Here is an 18,742-nt window from a genome sequence, read left to right as displayed (position 1 = left end):
CAGTTTCCTTACTTCACGTTTATATTAGTCTAGCAATATTTCCAAAAGTTTGGGGTTCTGGAGAGATAACTTAAAAATTCCAGGTTTTTGATCGTTAGCAGTCAACTGTTAGCGGAAGCCATGCTAGATATTTGAAAATCCCAACAAAATCTGAAATGTTTTGTAAATAATACGGAGGAATGAACAAAATGAAGAAATATATAGCAGTTTCACTGGCTGCTCTTGCTGTCTTAATTGCAGTTGCAGCAGGCACTGCAAGTGCAGCAGACAATAGCAGTAGAATCAGCATTTGTAACGTTGTCGGCACCAGTTATGAATGCGATAGCTGGTCCGATGAACAGTATCCAGTAATTGATTTATTTGGAGACGAATATGTCCCGCTGTTCTCCAATAATGATGATGTCTGGGACGTGCATGTTAACAAGCTTGCCAAATTGGTTCTTGACAGTAATGAAACGCACACCCTCAAACCTGGAGAAAATGTTGACCTTGGTCACGGTTACGTGCTCAAAGTCAAGCAGATCAATATTGATGATGTGGAGGTCTGGCTTGAATTAACCAGAAACGGGCAATACATCACTGACCAAATAGTCTCAGTCAGTACTGATGACAATAAGACATGGACTGTTAACCTTGACAACGTCCAGGGTGAAAACAACGTGGTTGTCATGAAAGTCTATGTCAACAACATATTCGTGGGTGCGGAAGACTGCATCGTTAGAATCGACGGCATATGGCTTATTGATTATGCAAATGCTATAACTCTCAATGTCGGGGATAAATTCGGAGGATTCACACTTGAGAAAATCGTCCGCGGAGTCGATGCATCTAACCTGGGTAGTCTTGTTTTTGAAAATACTACAGAATCTACTACAGAATCTTCCGCAATCTGTAGTGTTGTCGGAACCAATTATGAATGCAATAACTGGTCCAATGAACAGTACCCAGTAATCGATTTATTTGGAGAAGAATATGTTCCGCTGTTTAGCACTAACGGAAACATCTGGGACTCTCACGTGAATAAGCTTGCCAGTTTGGTTCTTGACAGTAATGAAACGAACACTCTCAAACCCGGCGAAAATGTCGACCTTGGCAATGGTTACGCTCTTGAGGTCCGCGAAATCGATATTGACTCCGAGAAAGTCTGGCTTGAACTCACCAGGGGCGGACAACATGTTGCAAATAAAACGGTCTCAATCGATACTGATGAAAACCAGACATGGACTATTACCCTTGACAATGTTCAGGGTGAAAACAATGTTGTTGTCATGAAAGTCCATGTCAAACAGTTATTCGTGGGTGCAGAAATCAGCATCGTCCAGATTGATGGGATCTGGCTTATTGATTATGCAAATGCCAGAACCCTCAATATCGGAGATAAATTCGGAGAGTTTACACTTGAACAAATCCTCAGCGGAGTAGACGAATCTAACCTCGGAGGTCTTGTTTTCAAGAATGCTTCAGTTGCTGATAATGCTTCAGTTGCTGATAATGCTTCAGTTGCTGATTTCTCTGCATCCCCCTCTCCGGAAAAGGGACTGGTTAAGTTCACTGACAAAAGTACAGTATCGCCCATTTCATGGTACCGGAACTTTTGGAGATCCATCACTATGAAAAACAAATGAACATTTTAATTGTAAGGGTTGCAGATGTTCGGGCTCTGGGAGATCTGTGAGGGCCTGAAGCTCCATAATAAGTCGGGAAATAAGAGAAGGAATAAGAATAAGGAGATTATAATGCTCTTGAGTTCTTTGGTTTTTGAGTTATTTGCTTCAGGGAACTGGAAAGGAGGTCGAAAGGTTTGGAGATAACTGAGGATTTAGTTCCCGTACCTGTCCTGTCGCTGCCGGACGAGGTGTCTCTGCTTGCAAGGACTCTTTCAAGGACCCTTCCTATGCAAATCCTTAAACAGCTTCAGAAAAAACAGATGTCTGCAGGTGAACTTGCATCAGAGCTTGGGCTCCGCCTGAATACACTGACATACAACCTTGCCGTGCTGGAAAAGGTTGGCCTGATAAAGGTCAGGCAGGTAAAATGGAGCTGTAAAGGCCGTGAAGTTAAAATCTATGCCCCGGCGGAGCAGCCGGTTTTGCTGGTACCCCGGGCAAATAGAGATCGCGACCCTTTCGTCCTGGATAGTCTGGAAAAAACTCTGGAAAACTGCCGGGCAAATCTTTTTGGCCAGGCAGTTGCCCTTTCTGAGGGCTCAGGAATAAATGAGGAGCGCGTATCCTCCGACAAAAAGCACAATGATCAGGAAGCTCTCCCGGCCTATGCTCGCTATGCCGTGCTTTTCCCTGTAAAGGAGGCCCATGACCAGGATTGAAACTTGCATCCGGTTCCTGGCGATTATGAGCATCCGGGCCCTGACAAGCACATGGTAAATGGAACCGTTTTAATTGGGTCTTACTTCCCCAAACTTTTTAATCCTCTACCAGCTCTATTGCGTCGGTAGGGCAGACCTGTATGCACTGCTCGCACTCTATGCAGTCCTCAGGACGTGCCACTACTGCTCTTTTTCCTTCTTCTGTCTCTTTTGCATCAAACACGTCCACAGGGCAGACATCATAGCATTCGAGTGAGCCTACACATTTGTCGTAGTCAATTCTGGGATACACTCTTTTCACCACCTTTTTGGGATTTGAACTCAGCCCTCAACAAGTTCGATAGCATCTTCCGGACAGGCTTCCACACACTGCTCGCACTCTATGCAATTTTCCTTGCTGGCTACTACTGCCTTTTTTACTTCATCTATCATTTCAATATCAAAAACTTCCGCAGGACAAACTTCATAGCAAGCAAGAGCTCCGGTACATTTGTTATAATCAATTACTGGATACATCTTTCCTCCATCTTATCAGTCCCTGAAATAAGGCATTTCAACTTCCAGTGCTGGCGTTAACCTTATTACTCTTCAGTTTTTCACTGAATTTTGATATCTACTGTTTCTACGGCTTCCCTATAAGGTACTGTCACATACAGTTTGCCGTTAAGATACTTTGCAACAGCTTTTTCAGGGACAATCCCGCAGCAGAATGCGTAAGTTCCGGCGTATTCAACTCCGGTCTCTTCTCTTTTTGCTCTTATGAAAAAGCCGTCCTCAACCATCTTCAATTCGATGCTCTCTTTCTTGACTCCCGGCAGATCAATTTCGATGTCCAGGTTTCCCTGGTCATCTGAACATGAAAACACATCCGGTGACATTTTCACCATTGACATACTTCCCCCTCCTGATGTATTATATAAAAAGTCCAAATAATAATAGCTGGATCGTTTTATTTATAATTTATGAATTAAAAAATGGCACCTCAGTTTCCTGAAGCCCAATTCTTAATTATTTCTCCGAGGGCCGTTTTCCCTGGCCGTTTTCCCTGGCCGTTTTCTCTGGCTGTTTTCCCTGGCTGTTTTCCCTGACTGGATATTCGTAAGTTTCTGTCTTTTTTACTGCCACATATCCCTGTTTTTATCTATAAAAGCCCTCTGAACTTCTATTTTCGAAGCCGTGTAAATCAGCGCTGCAGGGTGGTAGAGTTTCAGGATCATTCTTCCTTCGTGTTCTACAGGGACCCCCCATTCCAGTTTTCTTTCGGGGCAGTAGGACTTCTCAGCTGTGTTGCCGAGGAGAATTATGATCTCGGGGTCAAGCAGGGTTATCTGGGCAGCAAGGAAGGGTTTGCAGCATTCTATTTCACTCGCCGTTGGGTTTCTGTTTTCCGGAGGGCGGCATTTGACAGTATTTACCACCGTCCAGTCCGTTTCAGTAAGCCCCATGTATTCTATCATTTTATCCAGCTTTTTTCCTGCCCTTCCGCAGAATGGAATCCCTGTTTCATTCTCGTTTTTTCCCGGTGCCTCTCCTATGAAGAGTACTTTCGGATTGCAGGACCCCTTTCCTATTACTCTTTTGATTGCATTTTTATGGAGCTGGCATCGTGTACAGGCGGTTATTTCCCTGCCAATAGCGGCATACCCGGCTTCCACCAGTTTTCGAACCCTCTCTTCAAAATTCCCACAGTCTTCTTCCTCTACTGCCATAACTTTGTCTCCTTCGTATTTTCCTGTTATCCTGAGAGTACAGTTTTTTCCTGAAACCGGTACTTAATCAATAGCTTTTTTCTTCCGGTGTTAGCTGCCTTTTCCTCTGGTAATAATTGTTTTTTTCTCTTGAATTAATTGCCTTTTTTCTTGTTTTTCATATAAAATTAGTGATACATCTCTTGGGGCCCATCTCTTGAGACACATCTCTTGAGGCGTGAACGGGAACAAACTTATTTATGGAAAAAATTCCATGACAAAGATAACCAATACTGAATGAATAAAATTTTCTACAATATTATATTTTAAGTTTTATTCTCCTATCTATATAAAATTTTGTTTACAAAGGTGTGCTGAGGGTAATGACTTCCAGAAACTTTCTTACGATCGATGATTTTGACATAAGCGGAAAGACGATTCTTGTAAGGGTCGACATGAACTCTCCTATGGACACCCAGGGCCACATTCTGGATGATATGAGGATCCGGAGCCATATTGCGACCTTGAAAGACCTTGAAAGTGCAAAAGTTGTTCTGCTTGCGCACCAGAGCAGGCCCGGAAAAAAAGATTTCACTACGATGAAACCTCACGCTCACCTGCTGTCCAGATATCTTGGCAGGCAAGTTACTTACGTGGATGACATTTTCGGGACATTTGCAAAAACCCAGATTGCCTCTATGGAAAATGGGGACGTTATCATGCTCGAAAACGTCCGGTTTTATTCGGAAGAAAGTCTTGAAAGAACGACCGAAGAACAGGCCAATACCTATATGGTTAAAAAACTGTCACCTTTTGTCGATATTTTCCTGAATGATGCATTTGCAGTATCCCACAGGTCCCATCTCTCTGTTGTCGGATTTACCGAGGTCCTTCCATCGGGAGCTGGCAGAGTAATGGAAAAAGAACTCACGTCTCTTGACAGAGGGGTCAAAGGAGGGGAACGGCCAAGCATTTTCGTGCTGGGTGGGGCAAAGGTGGACGACTCCCTTAGAGTGACTGAAAACGTCCTCACAAATGGAGGGGCTGACAGAGTGCTTCTTACCGGAGTGGTTGCAAATGTTGGTCTTGCTGCCTCGGGAGTAAACATTGGAAAAGCAAATATGGATTTCATCATATCTCAGGGCTATGAAGACCAGATTGAAAAGGCGAGAGGCTTGCTTGCGAAGTTCGAAGGCCGGATTGGCCTTCCGAAGGATGTAGCCTTAAACGATGACAAGAAACGCGTCGAAGTTCATATCTCTGAGCTTAACTCCAATTCTCTGCCTATTAACGATATAGGGCTCGAAACTATTGTGGAGTTCACAAATGAAATTCAGAACGCCAAAACCGTTGTCTTAAATGGCCCTGCAGGAGTTTCCGAGGTCGATACTTTTGCCCTCGGGACCCATGAAATTATAAAAGCTGCTGTTAAATCCGATTTCTCAATCATTGGTGGCGGACACATCTCGGTTGAGGTTTCACACCTTGGTCTGGAACACCGCTTCTCACATATCAGCACAGGTGGTGGAGCCTGTATTGATTACCTTGCGGGGGAAAAGCTGCCCGGAGTCGAGGCTCTGAAGGCTGCCTACAATAAATATCAGGAAGCTAAAAATCTTTAAGGTTTTGTTTCCTGCGAGTTCCGGCAGTAAGAAAGGATTTTTGTCTGTCATTTTCTGCCGGGATTTTCTGATTTTTCTTTTCATTAATTATTTTCCAAATCTTTTTTTATTTTTCCATCTTTTTTCAATTTCTTTTTCCAGTCTTTTTTCCTCTTTTTTCTATTTCTTTTCCAATCCTTTTTTCATTCTCTTTCCCTTTTCAAGACTTCATACAGTACCGGAAATGTACTTTAACCAGCTTCAATAACATATTGTTATACCAGCTTCCATACATACCATCATACTAACCAGTGGTTGAGAGTACTGGCTGATATTCACAGCTTAATTGGCTGGTATTTACAGCTTAAACGCATAATTAACAGGTTAAACGCAGTTTACAGGTGTTGGTTCAAGCATGCTTACAGAAACAGAAGGTAGGGCCGCAGTCAAGCTTGCAAGAAAATCAATTGAAACATTTTTATCGGAGGGCAGGCTTCCCGGGCCGCAGGAGTCAGGCATTGATCTTTCTCCGGTCTTTGGGGAGAATAGGGGCGTTTTTGTCACACTGACGGAAGATGGGCTTTTAAGGGGCTGTATAGGCCATCCTTATCCTGACTCAAGCCTTAAGGAAGCAATTCTGGACTCCGCAGTCTCTGCGGCAACCCGGGACCCGCGCTTTCCCCCGGTCGAGAAGGAGGAGCTGGACAGCATAGTCGTTGAGGTTACGATACTGACTCAACCTGAAAAGATCAATGTAGCTCCAAAGGAACTCCCGGATAATGTGGAGATCGGCAAGCACGGGCTCATCGTGAAACAGGGCTACTATCAGGGGCTGCTGCTTCCTCAGGTCGCTCCTGAGAACAATATGGATCCTATCGACTTCCTGAGCCATACCTGCATGAAAGCCGGTCTTTCTCCGGATGCCTGGGTTAAAGGAGCAGAGGTATATCGTTTCGAGGGGCAGATCTTCAAGGAAACGGAGCCAGGAGGCGAAGTCATAGAGGAGAAGTTTTGAGGCTTCTGAGAGCCTCCTCATTTTTGAGACCCATACAAGGCTGGTTGTCCACTGTTATTTACCACTCATTTTCAGATTTTCTTTATCACGTTCGAGTAAAACGATTTCAATATCGTTTTATATTGTAAGATCTTTTTTATTTTTTGGATATAACTCACTTTTAAGTTAAGTTGAGCAAACATGAATACCTGTAACCTGCAGAAAAATTCGTTTCCGGGATGTTCCGGTAATATTAATCCTGAGCTCTATGTTCTCTCTCTGTCCAGGTTCTGCGAAGACCTGGGGTCCGGGATGCTGGTTGCTCTGATTCCTTTATATATCTCTGACCTTGGGGTATCCTTTTTTTCCGGGCTTCCCCTTGTTGCCAGGGCAGGGCTTGTAATGACGGTTTTCGGGCTTTTCAGCGCCCTTACGCAGCCCCTTATGGGCAGGCTCTCGGACAGGCTTAACTGCAGGAGGCCTTTCATCCTCTTCGGGCTGATAGGGTATACCTTCTTTTCTTTCTTTTACTCGCAGGTAACAAGCTATGAGCAATTGCTCTTTATCCGGCTGCTGCAGGGGATTACTGTAGGGGCGACCATACCTGCGGTTATCGCAATGGTTACGCATATCTCGACCTCTGAGACCCGGGGAAAAGCCGTAGGAGTCTATACAACTATCAGAGGGGTCGGCTTCGGGCTCGGGCCTGTTGTTGGGGGAGCAATAGCCAGATACTGGGGTTTTGATGCCGGATTTTACTCCTGTGCCCTGCTCGGAGTGGTAAGCCTGGTTCTTGTGACCTTTTTCGTAAAAGAAACCAGAGGCTCTCATGTGCCGGTTTCTGAAAACAAAAGCTGCAAAAAAAGTTACGCTTCAGTTTATTCTCTTGCAGGTGCCATGCTAATGATGATGGTTGGGATAATGATGGTAGTTGCCCTTATCCCGGAATACGAGATAAGGCTTGAAGCGTCCGAGCTTTCCCTGGGAGTTGCGGTCTCAGCTTACATTTTCGCAAGGCTGCTTTTCCAGGCTCCTCTCGGCAGCCTCTCGGACAGGATAGGCAGGAAAAAATTGATAGTTGGCGGCCTTTTCCTGAGCGTCCCGCTGGTTGTCGGCATGGGCTATATCACAAGCATAAACCAGCTCATCTTTTTCAGGGCTTTTCAGGGGCTGCTTGTAGCCTCAATAGATACGCCTGCAATGGCGCTTGCAGCCGATCTCTCGGACGGCTCTTCTTTAAGCTCAAGGCTCAGCATAATCACAACTGCCCAAGCAGCAGGAATGGCTTTTGGCCCTATCTTCGGAGGCTTCCTTGCAGGATATGTGACTTTTGTAACACCCTTTTACGCCTGCGCCCTGCTTATGCTCCTGGCTGGCTTTTTGGTAATCAAAAAAGTAGAAGAGCCTGCAAAGAACCTGTAAAAGAAGGACACCCCGGATAAAAATTCGGGGTTATTTAAATAATTGTTTGAATAAAGTTTTAGAAACAGTTTAACACAGTTTGACACAGTTTGACACAGTTTGACACAGTTTGACACAGTTTTAAAAAAGGCTGATTTTTAACTTATGGACGATTCTTAATTTTTCGTTTTTATGGAACCTGCAGGCTTAATATGAACCGAGTTGGATGCATCAGTTCGCCCGCAGGTTCTTTCTTATAGACAGTTTTGAAAGATGGAGGTTACCTTTTTTAGTTTTTCAGGCTAACTTCAGGATATGGCAGCTCTGAACAGAATCCGTTTTACCGGTTTATTCAATCTGAGGTTTATTCAATCTGAATTCTTCTTCCGGTCACGGATTTTGTTTTTGGCAGGGTAACTGTTAAGACGCCGTTTTTGAGCTGAGCAGTTGCCCCTTCTTCGGTTACGCCTTCCGGAAGAGGAATTTCACGGTAGTAGCGCATGAAAGACCGCTCTTTTCTGAGGTAGCCTTCTTTTTCTGTTTCCTCTTCTTTCCCTTTCGCTGCACTGATTACAAGGAAGTTATCCCTCAGGCTCAGCTCGACATTTTCTCTGTCAGTGCCCGGCAGGTCTGTTGTAACAATTACCCTGTCATCTTCTTCTGCCACATCGGTCAGTGGGGATAAGGTCTCGCTTACGTATCTGTTTTCCAGTGCAGGAAATGTTCTTAACATCTGTTCCATATGTTCCTGCATTCTTCTAAGCTCATCAAACGGGTCCCAGCTGTAAACGTCACGGGATGGTCTCTTTACTGGCAGTTTCATGTACAAATTCCTCCTTACTTGACTCCAGGTTATCTTCAGATCCCAGTTCTGCTGGTTTCTTTTCGGATTTCCCTGGGTTGTGTATTTCTTATTTATATCTTATTTCAGTTGGCTGATGACCTTCAGCTTGATCTGTAAGTGGTTCTGGAGGTGTTGAACAGTTCCTATCCTTTCTTCGCAGGAAGCTGCCTGAAAGACGTGGAAACCCTGCCAGGGGTGGAAATTTGAGAGTGGAGTTTTTGTTTTGTTCGCTCTGTCCATGTCTCTCAGGATAGATGAGAGTTTCAGGTTCTCATCCTCTTTCTCGCGGAGGAAATAAAGCCGTTTTTAGGTGATACTGTTCACCTTTTGTCTGTTCGCAGGTCTTTGCTTTTACAGGTCTTTGAGAGGGTAACTGGTAGTCTCATTCTGCAGTTAATATGTTGAAGTTACTGTAGAGTGGGTATTATTACTCAGTTACTATCCTTTAGTTAGTAATCATCATATTTATATTTTTCGTTCCCTTGCCTGCTTTCAGTCTTCTCAAAGCAGGATATTTTTCAGGAAAATCGTAGAATTTACAGGCAGAAAGAGCTTTTTCGTGCGGCGCAGAACCCTGGAATTCAGATAATAAATTCACCCCGTAAAGATGGAGGAATTAAAAACGAAGTCTGCACTAAAGAAACTGAGTTTATGCAAAAAAGTTAAATATGAATTTATGCTGCCGAAACACCCGCATCCCTGCAAATCAGTTCAGCCTGTTTGAGGATATTTTCAGTAGCGAGTTTCTGCATGTCCGGGGGATAGCCGTACTTTTTTAACAGCCGTTTTACACTGACTTTCATCTTTGCCTGGATGTTTTTTCGGAGGGTCCAGTCAACACCTGCGTTTTGCCTGATGATTTTTACCAGTTCTGCAGCCATGAGCTTTAATGTCTCATTTCCCAGGACATCCACAGCGCTTTCGTTGTCTGCAAGTGCGTCATAAAATGCGATCTCCTCTTCGCTGAGGCCAGCTTCTTCGCCTCTTTTGTCGGCTTCACTAATCTTTTTTGCCAGGTCGAGGAGTTCTTCTATGACCTGAACTGTATCAATGCCCCTGTTTTTGTATTCGTTGATTGCCCGTTCAAGCATTTCGGCAAAAGACTTCCCCTGAATCAGGTTTCTGCGTGACCGTATTTTGATTTCGTCGTAAAGCAGTTTTTTCAGGACTTCATAAGCAAGGTTCTTTTGTGGCAGGTCTCTAACTTCGGTGAGGAAATCCTCAGAAAGTATCGAGATATCAGGCCTTTTTATCCCAACTGCGTCAAAGACATCGATGATTTCTTCATTTGCAATCGATTTTGAGACAAGCTCTTTTATTGCCGAATTCATTTCATACTTTGATTTTGCAGGTTTTCTGTCCACCTTTACAAGAATGGATCTTACAGCCTGGAAATATGCAAGTTCATCCCTTATCCGGTCTGCATCCAGGTGTGGGACTGAGAGGGCGAAGGCTTTGGAAAGTTCGGTTACGTGCTGGATAAAGCGCTTTTTCTCCTGCGTCCTTTCATCTTCCGTCCGGCCCTGTGAAATTATGAAATCCGCGCCTTCCCTTACGATTGTAAGTTTTTCTTTCGGGGATGCTGAAAAGATGCGCATGTAATCAAAGCCGTAGAACATATCCTGTACGATTTCGTATTTTTCGAGCATCAGCTCAACGGCTTCGTCCTTGTAGTCCGCAGGACTGCCCCGGCCTCCGCTTCGAGTATAGTTTGCCATGGCGTACTTGAGATCGTAAAGGAGCCCCACGTAGTCAACTATAAGCCCTCCCGGTTTGTCCCTGAAAACACGGTTTACGCGGGCTATTGCCTGCATGAGGTTGTGCCCCTGCAGCCATTTCAGGAAATACATGGTGTGAAGGCAGGGAGCGTCAAAACCTGTAAGCCACATATCGCAGACAATGACGAGCTTCAGGGAATCAGCCGGGTCCTGCATCCTGTCCCGGATCTTGGTTCTGCGGCTCTTGTTCCGGATATGCGGTTGCAGAATTTCGTCATCTGCGGCACTGCCGGTAATGATCACTTTTATTTCGCCTTTGAGGTCATCCTCATTATGCCATTCCGGCCTGAGGGCGGTTATTTCGTTATAGAGATCGGCACAGATCCGCCTGCTCATGCAGACGATCATGCCTTTTCCGTCCATGGCATCTTCAAGCCTTTTTTCAAAATGGAAGACAATGTCGGATGCAAGTTTTTTCAGGTTATCTTCACTTCCGACCACGACTTCGAGCCGAGACCAGCGAGACTTGAGCTTTTCGGCTTCGTATGAATCCCTGTCGTCGGTTATTTTTGAGAACTCCGTATCCAGAGTCTCTCTTGCCTCTTTTACCAGGTCAAGCTTTGAGAGGCGGCTCTCGTAGAAGATGCGCACCGTCACTCCATCGTTTACAGCCTGCTCAATATCGTAAATGTCGATATAGTCTCCAAAGACCGCAGGTGTGCTCCGGTCATCGAGTTCGATGGGTGTGCCGGTAAACCCGATGAAAGAAGCATTTGGAAGGGCATCTCTCATATGCTTTGCAAAGCCGTAGGAGATTTCCGCAACCTTTTCATCTTCCACAACCCTTTCCCGAAATTTTGCATCAAACCCGTACTGGCTGCGGTGAGCTTCGTCAGCAATTACAATGATATTTCTCCTTTCCGAAAGGGTCGGAAACTGGTCCTCTTCATCTTCGGGTGAGAACTTCTGGATCGTCGTAAACACAATCCCGCCCGAGGCAACTGCGAGGAGTTCCCGGAGGTGCGCCCTGTTTTCCGCCTGTACAGGCTGCTGGCGCAGGATTTCGCTGCAGCGGGCAAAGTTATCAAAGAGCTGCCCGTCAAGGTCGTTTCTGTCCGTGATCACTACAATGGTCGGGTTGTCGAGTTCAAGTGCCAGTTTTCCCGTGTAAAAGACCATTGAAAGGCTCTTTCCCGACCCCTGCGTATGCCAGACAACCCCGCATTTCCTATCCCCTTCAGGCCTGGAAGCAAGTTTCGTCTTCTCCACAGCCCTGTTAACTGCATGGTACTGGTGATACCGGGCAAGTTTCTTGATTATCCTCCCCCGGTCGTCTTCAAAAACAATAAAGTGCCTGATAAGGTCAAGGAGAATTTCCGGCCTGCACATCCCCCGGAGCAGGACCTCCATTGGCGGTACCTTAAAATCCGCAACCTTTTCCCCGTCAACCGTTTTCCAGGGCACGAACCACTCCCGGTTCGAAGTGAGCGTCCCTGCCATAGCGTCCTGCCCGTCACTGATCAGCAGGAATGAATTGTACCGGAAAAGCGCTGGAATTTCTTTTTTGTAGGTCTGGAACTGCTTGTAAGCATCCCAGATAATTTCCTCATCTTCAAACCCGTTATCCTCGTCCGGCTTCTTTAACTCGACAACCACAAGCGGCAGCCCGTTAACAAAGAGTATGATGTCAGGCCGCCTGTTGTTCCCGTCTTCTATAATGGTAAACTGGTTAACTGCAAGAAACTCATTTTCCAGAGGTTTCCCAAAGTCAAAAAGCCAGACTTTGTCATAGACGGTTTCCCCATCCTGGCCCTGAAACTCAACATCAACCCCATTTACCAGCATATTGTGAAAAGCCCGGTTGTTGTGTACGAGGTCCTGACTCTCTTCCCGAAGCACCTTTTTTACTGCCTCTTCCCTGGCTTCTGCCGGGATTTTCGGGTTCAGCCTGTCAACTGCAGCCCTGAGCCGGAAAGGAAGCACAACGGTCCCGAAGTCCCCCCTTTCGGCATCTTCCGTTTCGGGCGCAATGTCCGGGCCGTAAAGGTAATCGTAGCCGAGTTCTGAGAGGATTTCAAGGGCTGCGGCTTCTACTTCAGATTCGGGAATGATGGTGGGAATAGACATTTCTCCTTTCTGTTTTGTCTTTTTTGTCTGGTTTTTCGGGTTTTGCCTTTTTGTCTGATTTTTTCTTTATCAGGGCAGTTTTTTGCTTAAAAGAGAGACTCTGTCTTTAAAACACAAGTCTAAAAATTATAATTGTGTATTCCGGTAAATTTATTTAAGTGTAGCTATTTCGTTGTGCCACCCGAGTTTCGCGTCGGGATCACAGAAAATCGGAGATTTTCTGGGAGTTGCGATGTAATCGCAACAGTACGAGGTCCTTTTCGCTTCGCTCAAGAGGACTACTCAATAAATATTTTTGTAGCAAATTAACCTGCTCATATCCGTTTTAATATATTTTTTTGTCAGCGGTGCAGTCTACCGCTTTCAAAAACTCATTGAATAAATCGGAGCCGGCAAAAAAAATTTATTTGGAATAAATCTGGCAGGCAGCTTTGAAGAAAAGTTTTTTGGAAAACTGGGAAACCGTATTAGCTATACAGGGTCGTTTTTGTCACGCTCGAAGAGCGGCCTTTCCGTGAAATCACAAAAGAAGAAAAATAAATTGAGGTTCTTTACGCAAGGAACTGAATTTAAAATTTAATGGATTCATTTCACGAGCTTGAAGCCTTACGTTTTTTATTTCAGTCAAATACATCATTGATTGAAGTGGGGTGAGCCAGCGAAATTTTGATTAGTCGCATATCCTCATCAGACAAAGGCTCTTTGAATAACCCATTTACCAACCAGAGTCCACTCTTTCGTATTTTTTCTTTTGGGGAAAACAAACCCAGCCAGTCAGATGAAGGGCAGCATTCATCACACAGAGAAATTGTAGAGATTATTTTTGATTCGAGTTCAAGCCTTTTTTCCTGAGATTCTACTTCAAATACGACAAAGCTGATATTTGCCTGGATATACTGGCTTACTCCCTTTTCTACTTCTTTTTGTTTCTCAAAGTCAATCAAGGCAGAATATATTTCTTTTTTCTTCCTGCTGGTCAAATCTATTTCCCACTGATCCAGAAAAGGGTCTTTATCTCTGTTCAGTAAAGCTCGCCCTATATTTTTCCTGAAAATGCTCCGATCCTTGTTTTCTTTAATGAAATGTTGTTTTAACCTTGATCTTAACTGGTTTTTACCAGTATGAGTCCCTATGCGGACGATTCTGTCCATGCCGTGGGCAGTTTCTCCTTTTTCAAACAAAATATAGATTCCATTGCGAGGAATTTTCCTCTCATCAAACGGAAAATTTATCCTTTCCAGATTATTGAACCATTGATGCAGTTGCTTGCATTTTTCACTCATTTGAACATCTCATTTTAAGGTACTGTAGCTGTTCCCCGATTTTCAGTCCCTCAAGAGGGATTTGATATTTTGAAATATGAGGCAGCAAATATTTTCTGTATTTCTCACCTGCAAGGAAAATGAATTCATCCTCTTCCGGATTTGCTTCCTTTTTTATTTGACCTATTACGCAATCCGCCCATTTTTTGATCTCTTTAGATGGCATATTGTTCAATGTTTTATCATAAGGCTCAATTTCCCTTTCCAGATCTACCAGACCATATTTTGCAGAAAGAACGAGGATTTTGTCAGGGTTCAAAGATTTTGCATATTTAAGGTTGTATTTGAAAAGAGGACTAACGTACAGATCTTTCGCCTTTGTTTTATAGGGTAATTTTTTACTCACGCAAGATATCAAAACAATTTTTGACATTTCAGCACTCAACCCTAATTTTTCCTGACATGAGTTTTGGAAGAAGAAAGTCTCTTATTTTTGATAGGTTTAATGATTCCTTTGAATTTAAGTCTTTTTTTATGAGTAACGATGATGTTATTTTATCAAATTCCTTTAGTATTGTCTGCTTTGGCACCAATACTTTCGCTTCCTTGAACCGTTCTGCTGTAACTGCGGGATAGGCACTTCCATCAGCAGATAAACTCAAATAACTCACAAAAGAGTCTGTTGTTAACCAAAGGTACAGATATGGATAAGGAACAACTTTAGGTGATATGACCGCAAATCCAGTTGAAACAACAAGATTTTTTTGTGGATCAAGTATTAGCAAAAAGGATCTTCTGTTAGGTCTAACCATAGACCAGATTATATCTCCATTTTTTACGATTCTTCTTGCTCTGCTTGGTGCTTTTTCAATATCATACTTTGTCGTTTCTAACAACTTTCCCTTATCTACAGAAGAGATATCAACGTAAAGTATTTCTTCGTAAAGATAGTCTTTCTTGATACTACCTTCATTAATGGCAGCGATGTCCTCAAGTTTCTTTACTTCCCACCCCTCCGGAATCTCCCCCAATTCCGAATCAACCATCCTGCCGCCGCTTGATTTGTAAGGGTTTTCATTTTCATCCGGGAACTCGAAATCGATGAACCAGCGTTTGAAGAGGGTTTGGGCGATTTGTTCGAGGGTGGAGTTCATCTGGTTGTTGAGGTCGATTTTGTCGTCCAAAGTTCCGAGAATGTTAGCGATAACAGTTTGTTCTTTTAGTGGCGGCAGTGGTATCTTAAATTTGTAGCAGTCGCCAACTCTTATGTGGCTGACAACTGAACCCGAGCCTTCATGCACCCCAAATTGGTAACGTAAGGCTGGAGACAAAAATACATAGTGAAGATATCGATAATCCAAAACTTTTGGGTTTGCTCGGTACTGCATGATGCGTTGTCCAAGAAATACAGTGTCATCGAGGCTAATATAACCAACTTCACCAAGAGGGGCTTCCCGTGTAAGTAAAACGTCACCAGCCTTGACTTTTGCACGCCGAGTCCATTTCTCGTATGTATCCGCTTCAACATATCGACAAACAGTAAGATCTGCTTTTCCAGATCTTATGTTAGTAGTACGAATCATTTTGTAGGGAGTTATATGGTCAACAGTTGGAGCTGTTTTGTTGACACAGTCCACAATTAGATCGCATACTTTTTGCACTTCAACAACTGGCCAAGGTTTTGAGTTCACATTTGTATTCATCTTTTCAGGAGTTAACCTTGTCCTATCTTCTTTGTATTTCGTTTCAGAGGCCAATTGCTCTTCCCCATATCATTTTTTATTACTTTTGTGGAATTAGAATCCAAACTTATTATTCAGGGTGGATTTTTACACTTCGGTTTTGGCAGGCTGGCGTTTAGTTCTGTTTTTTCTTCTTCTGTGATTTCATCGGAAAGGCCGCTCGCGAAGCGAGCGGACAAGACACGTTAAAGACAGCTATTACGGCTCCCCTGTTTTTGAGTTCACTGAACTTTTTTCCGGCGCTTGTTGGATAGTCTTTTGAGGTAGTTGTCCTTTCAAGCCCCTATAATTATTTTTCAAACATTGGTTTTGCTCTCAGAATCCTTTTTTGGTGTTTTTTTGCCGCTTTTGCATGTCTTTTTGCCTTTTTTGCCTTCACCTGCTTTTTCCTCTACTTTCTCAGTAGCTTCTTCGAGGAGGAGGCTCGTTAGAAGGTCTATATGACTTTTCAAGTCCTCTTTTATTTCTTCAGGGAACTCTTTTGATTCCTGTACGGACCTTAGAGCTTCCTCAAAATAGGATTTTGCAAGAGCAGGATCTTTACCAACATAGGCGGTTCCAATTATAAGATGAAGAGGAGGAAAGTTTCTGTGTTTTTCATTGAACTTTTTGTAAAAGTCCTGGATTTTATCAAAGTTTTCTTTTCCCTCAAGTTCCATAATATAATCCTGGACAAGTTCAATATAATCCGGGCCTTTGTCCAGCAGAAAATCAAATTTTTCTTCATCGGTCATTAAACAGAAACCTGTTTCAAGGTCATCTGCCGTCCTGTCCTCTCCAAAAATATCTTCCGGGCTCAGGTTTTCGAATAAGCTTCCTTCTTCAAAAAGGTCTCCATCCTCAAAGAGGTCTTCAGCATCTTTTTTCATGAGGAGCATATCAACCTGAGCCCCTGAAACGCCCATTTTGCGTGCAAATTTTTTGAACTGGCTTTCGTATTTTTTCTCTTCGCTTTCTGATAAAAAGCCAAGCACGTATGTAATCCACTTCACATAAGCCTGTTTGCCTTCCAGCCAGGACCTGTTATCAATGACCCACAAAACATAGTCAAGGACAAGGGTGAATTCATGGTCGTAAAGCGGGTTTTCCTCAAGAGGTTCGAACAGGCTTTTTACAATTTCTTTCTCAAGGGGTTTTTCGAAGAAACTGATTGGTTTGTCACGGTTCTGCTTTATATTCTTCAGTGCCCTTATGAAATCTTTATCCGTTACTTTCCGGTTCTCGTTGTAGTAATAGTCGGCAATTGAAAATTCGATTTCACCCAGATACTCGCTGTACTCGTGTTCTCTCTCGTAAATGCTTTTAATTTCCTTTATTTCCGGAGTATCCGGCACGAGAAATTCGGACAAGGATAAATCTTCTTCAACTAACTGATTGTTTTCATCAGGACTCATAAACACCGTTCTCTGATTATTGGCTTATATGGATTTCTAATGATCGGAAATAACGAACTCCTCTGTTTTTTAGTTCACTGAATCTTTTTCCCAGCGCTTTTGGGTATTTTTTCCACTCATTTTCCAATTATTTCCCAGTATCCGCCTTTATCAGGACCCATTCTTTTAAGAATTCCCTGTTCTCTCAGATTCCTGAGTTGCCATTCAATACCTTTAACGGAAATGTTCAGTTTTTCTGCCATCTCATTTGTTGTAATTTCAGGTTTTTCTTTAATCAAGGAAATGATTTTCTCCCTAGTTTTCTCCCTAGTTTTCTCCCTAGTTTTCTCCCTAGTTTTCTCCCTAGTTTTCTCCTCGGTTTCGGGTTCTTTGCTGGTTGTTTCTTTTTCGGTTTCATCTTTTTTCAGGGGGAACTCTATCTTGTAGAAGTCAATGCCGCCGGTTACTATTGGCTCCATTCCGTAGTGGGCTTTCCAGCCGGAAAACATTTTATCAAAGCCAGAGCCGGCATTTTCGGAGAGTTTTATGGCGCGGAAGATCCTGGCGATTGTGGGGTTCCGGGGCATTGTGAAGTCTTCCTTCATTATTGAAGCCAGGTCTTTTGGGAGGGGACCGGGGTTCATGAACTCGATCCGGTTGAGGAATACACGGATTCTGGGCTTCATAGGACTGAAGTAGTCGGAATGCATAAGGAGGTTTACCAGAGCTTCCCGGACGGCTACAAGCTGGGGCTGGCGGTCGGTTGCAAAACCGTCCGGGCGGAGGGTGAAAGGAAGCTCTATCTTTTTAATCAGGCGCTCGAAAATGCTGAAATAAAAACGGAACAGGTTTTCTTCTTCCGAGAGGCGGTAGCTGTACCGTGTAGGGGCGTCAGAGTAAGAAGTGCCAAGGATTTCCAGATAATCGATCCTGAAATCGGTGAGCAGGTGGTTGATATTATCTTCAGTCCCAAAGATCAGCAGGCCGCCGGCAGTTACCTTGCCGTTGACAAGGGCCTGTAGTTTTTCAAGCAGGGCTTCGGATGAAAGCTTATTGTACCTGTGTTCGGGATTTACGTTTCCCAGGTATATTTTGTAATCCTCTACCGTTTTTGGGTCAAGATCTTTAAATGTGAATTCCGTAAGCTCCCTGTCTTTCGTCCCAAAAGCGGAGTCTCTGTACAGCGCATCAATTTCTGCATCAGTTGCCCGCTGGTCTCCGCTTCCTGTTCTTATAAATGTGTTTTTCCTCGAATTAAAATAAACAGGCTTCTTTTCTGAAGCCGGGATATAGAAAGCAAGTATCGTTTTTCCTTCAATACTGTATCTCCTGCTGGAAACCTGATTTTTCTGGTTGAACTTCTCACCACGCAGAACAGTTGTAAAATCCTGTTCTATTTTTTCGGCGTCCTCAACGCCAGTAATTTCAAATTTCTTTCCTGATTGCTTTACTCCAAAAACCAGCCAACCACCGTTTGTATTTGCAAAGGCACTTACAGTTTCAAAACTGTTCTTTGGAACGGAATCTCTGGCTTCTTTTACTTCGAAGTCTTCCCACTCAAGTTCTTCCAGCCTTTCCAGCAGCTTTTTCTTGTCCATAAAATTTACTCACTACTCTCCATTCAAATTTACAATTGTTTTTGGATTCCTGACCACCTTTTTGACCA

The 18,742-nt window shown here is 43.7% G+C and carries 18 protein-coding genes; 5 read left to right on the top strand and 13 right to left on the bottom strand.

The features are described from left to right. Positions 1–188: 188 nt before the first annotated feature. Both EO98_RS08200 and EO98_RS17475 read left to right on the top strand, forming a co-directional pair. Positions 189–1,625, top strand: a complete 1,437-nt coding sequence (locus tag EO98_RS08200; RefSeq protein WP_048138456.1) for an S-layer protein domain-containing protein — start codon at positions 189–191, stop codon at positions 1,623–1,625. A gap of 176 nt (positions 1,626–1,801) precedes the next feature. After that, the gene (locus tag EO98_RS17475; protein ID WP_052734451.1) at positions 1,802–2,326 is read left to right on the top strand and encodes a transcriptional regulator; all 525 of its coding nucleotides are present in this window, start codon (positions 1,802–1,804) and stop codon (positions 2,324–2,326) included. 97 nt (positions 2,327–2,423) lie between these two features. Here the strand turns inward: EO98_RS17475 and EO98_RS08190 are convergent, their stop codons facing one another. The 4 genes from EO98_RS08190 to EO98_RS08175 all read right to left on the bottom strand — a co-directional run bounded on the left by EO98_RS08190 (position 2,424) and on the right by EO98_RS08175 (position 4,035). Then, positions 2,424–2,618, bottom strand: a complete 195-nt coding sequence (locus EO98_RS08190; RefSeq protein WP_048138373.1) for a ferredoxin family protein — start codon at positions 2,616–2,618, stop codon at positions 2,424–2,426. A 29-nt stretch (positions 2,619–2,647) separates the two neighbouring features. Next, the gene (locus EO98_RS08185; RefSeq protein WP_048138371.1) at positions 2,648–2,842 is read right to left on the bottom strand and encodes a ferredoxin family protein; all 195 of its coding nucleotides are present in this window, start codon (positions 2,840–2,842) and stop codon (positions 2,648–2,650) included. Positions 2,843–2,922: 80 nt separating this feature from the next. Continuing rightward, positions 2,923–3,219 (bottom strand): Hsp20/alpha crystallin family protein, encoded by a 297-nt coding sequence (locus tag EO98_RS08180; RefSeq protein ID WP_048132462.1) that lies wholly within the window; start codon positions 3,217–3,219, stop codon positions 2,923–2,925. A gap of 222 nt (positions 3,220–3,441) precedes the next feature. After that, positions 3,442–4,035, bottom strand: coding sequence for a uracil-DNA glycosylase family protein (locus tag EO98_RS08175; protein ID WP_048138370.1), 594 nt, complete (start codon positions 4,033–4,035; stop codon positions 3,442–3,444). Positions 4,036–4,385: 350 nt separating this feature from the next. Here EO98_RS08175 and EO98_RS08170 point away from each other — a divergent pair, with 350 nt between their 5' ends. The 3 genes from EO98_RS08170 (at position 4,386) to EO98_RS08155 (ending at position 8,031) form a co-directional block, all read left to right on the top strand. After that, a complete protein-coding gene (locus tag EO98_RS08170) occupies positions 4,386–5,636 on the top strand; it encodes a phosphoglycerate kinase (protein WP_048138368.1) in 1,251 nt (416 codons plus the stop codon). Between the two features lie 394 nt (positions 5,637–6,030). Beyond that, positions 6,031–6,630 (top strand): TIGR00296 family protein, encoded by a 600-nt coding sequence (locus EO98_RS08160; RefSeq protein WP_048138363.1) that lies wholly within the window; start codon positions 6,031–6,033, stop codon positions 6,628–6,630. A 180-nt stretch (positions 6,631–6,810) separates the two neighbouring features. Further along, the gene (locus tag EO98_RS08155; RefSeq protein ID WP_048138361.1) at positions 6,811–8,031 is read left to right on the top strand and encodes an MFS transporter; all 1,221 of its coding nucleotides are present in this window, start codon (positions 6,811–6,813) and stop codon (positions 8,029–8,031) included. Positions 8,032–8,374: 343 nt separating this feature from the next. Here EO98_RS08155 and EO98_RS08150 read toward each other — a convergent pair whose 3' ends face one another. The 9 genes from EO98_RS08150 to EO98_RS08120 form a co-directional block, all read right to left on the bottom strand. Beyond that, on the bottom strand, positions 8,375–8,833 hold the full coding sequence (locus EO98_RS08150; RefSeq protein WP_048138359.1) for an Hsp20/alpha crystallin family protein: 459 nt from the start codon (positions 8,831–8,833) through the stop codon (positions 8,375–8,377). 99 nt (positions 8,834–8,932) lie between these two features. Next, entirely contained in the window at positions 8,933–9,094 is a 162-nt protein-coding gene (locus EO98_RS18375) for a hypothetical protein (RefSeq protein ID WP_156161070.1), read from the bottom strand. 434 nt (positions 9,095–9,528) lie between these two features. After that, the gene (locus EO98_RS08145; RefSeq protein ID WP_048138357.1) at positions 9,529–12,699 is read right to left on the bottom strand and encodes a type I restriction endonuclease subunit R; all 3,171 of its coding nucleotides are present in this window, start codon (positions 12,697–12,699) and stop codon (positions 9,529–9,531) included. Between the two features lie 150 nt (positions 12,700–12,849). Beyond that, complete coding sequence (locus EO98_RS19400) at positions 12,850–12,972, bottom strand: hypothetical protein (protein ID WP_255350268.1); 123 nt, start codon at positions 12,970–12,972, stop codon at positions 12,850–12,852. Positions 12,973–13,319: 347 nt separating this feature from the next. Further along, positions 13,320–13,982, bottom strand: a complete 663-nt coding sequence (locus EO98_RS08140) for a hypothetical protein (protein WP_048138355.1) — start codon at positions 13,980–13,982, stop codon at positions 13,320–13,322. After that, on the bottom strand, positions 13,975–14,394 hold the full coding sequence (locus EO98_RS08135) for a DUF6884 domain-containing protein (RefSeq protein ID WP_048138354.1): 420 nt from the start codon (positions 14,392–14,394) through the stop codon (positions 13,975–13,977). Before EO98_RS08135 ends, EO98_RS08140 begins: the two co-directional genes overlap by 8 nt. A gap of 1 nt (position 14,395) precedes the next feature. After that, complete coding sequence (locus tag EO98_RS08130) at positions 14,396–15,718, bottom strand: restriction endonuclease subunit S (protein ID WP_048138352.1); 1,323 nt, start codon at positions 15,716–15,718, stop codon at positions 14,396–14,398. 281 nt (positions 15,719–15,999) lie between these two features. Further along, positions 16,000–17,097 (bottom strand): hypothetical protein, encoded by a 1,098-nt coding sequence (locus EO98_RS08125; RefSeq protein WP_048138350.1) that lies wholly within the window; start codon positions 17,095–17,097, stop codon positions 16,000–16,002. A 116-nt stretch (positions 17,098–17,213) separates the two neighbouring features. After that, positions 17,214–18,674 carry an RNA-binding domain-containing protein gene (locus EO98_RS08120; RefSeq protein WP_048138348.1) on the bottom strand — a complete coding sequence of 487 codons (1,461 nt, stop codon included), beginning with the start codon at positions 18,672–18,674 and terminating at the stop codon, positions 17,214–17,216. Between the last annotated feature and the right edge of the window lie 68 nt (positions 18,675–18,742).

It is taken from the genome of Methanosarcina sp. 2.H.T.1A.6 (genome assembly GCF_000979455.1).
Classification (GTDB): Archaea; Halobacteriota; Methanosarcinia; order Methanosarcinales; family Methanosarcinaceae; genus Methanosarcina.
The sequence above is the reverse complement of the archived record's forward strand: the minus strand, read 5'-3'. Positions and strand labels throughout refer to the sequence as shown.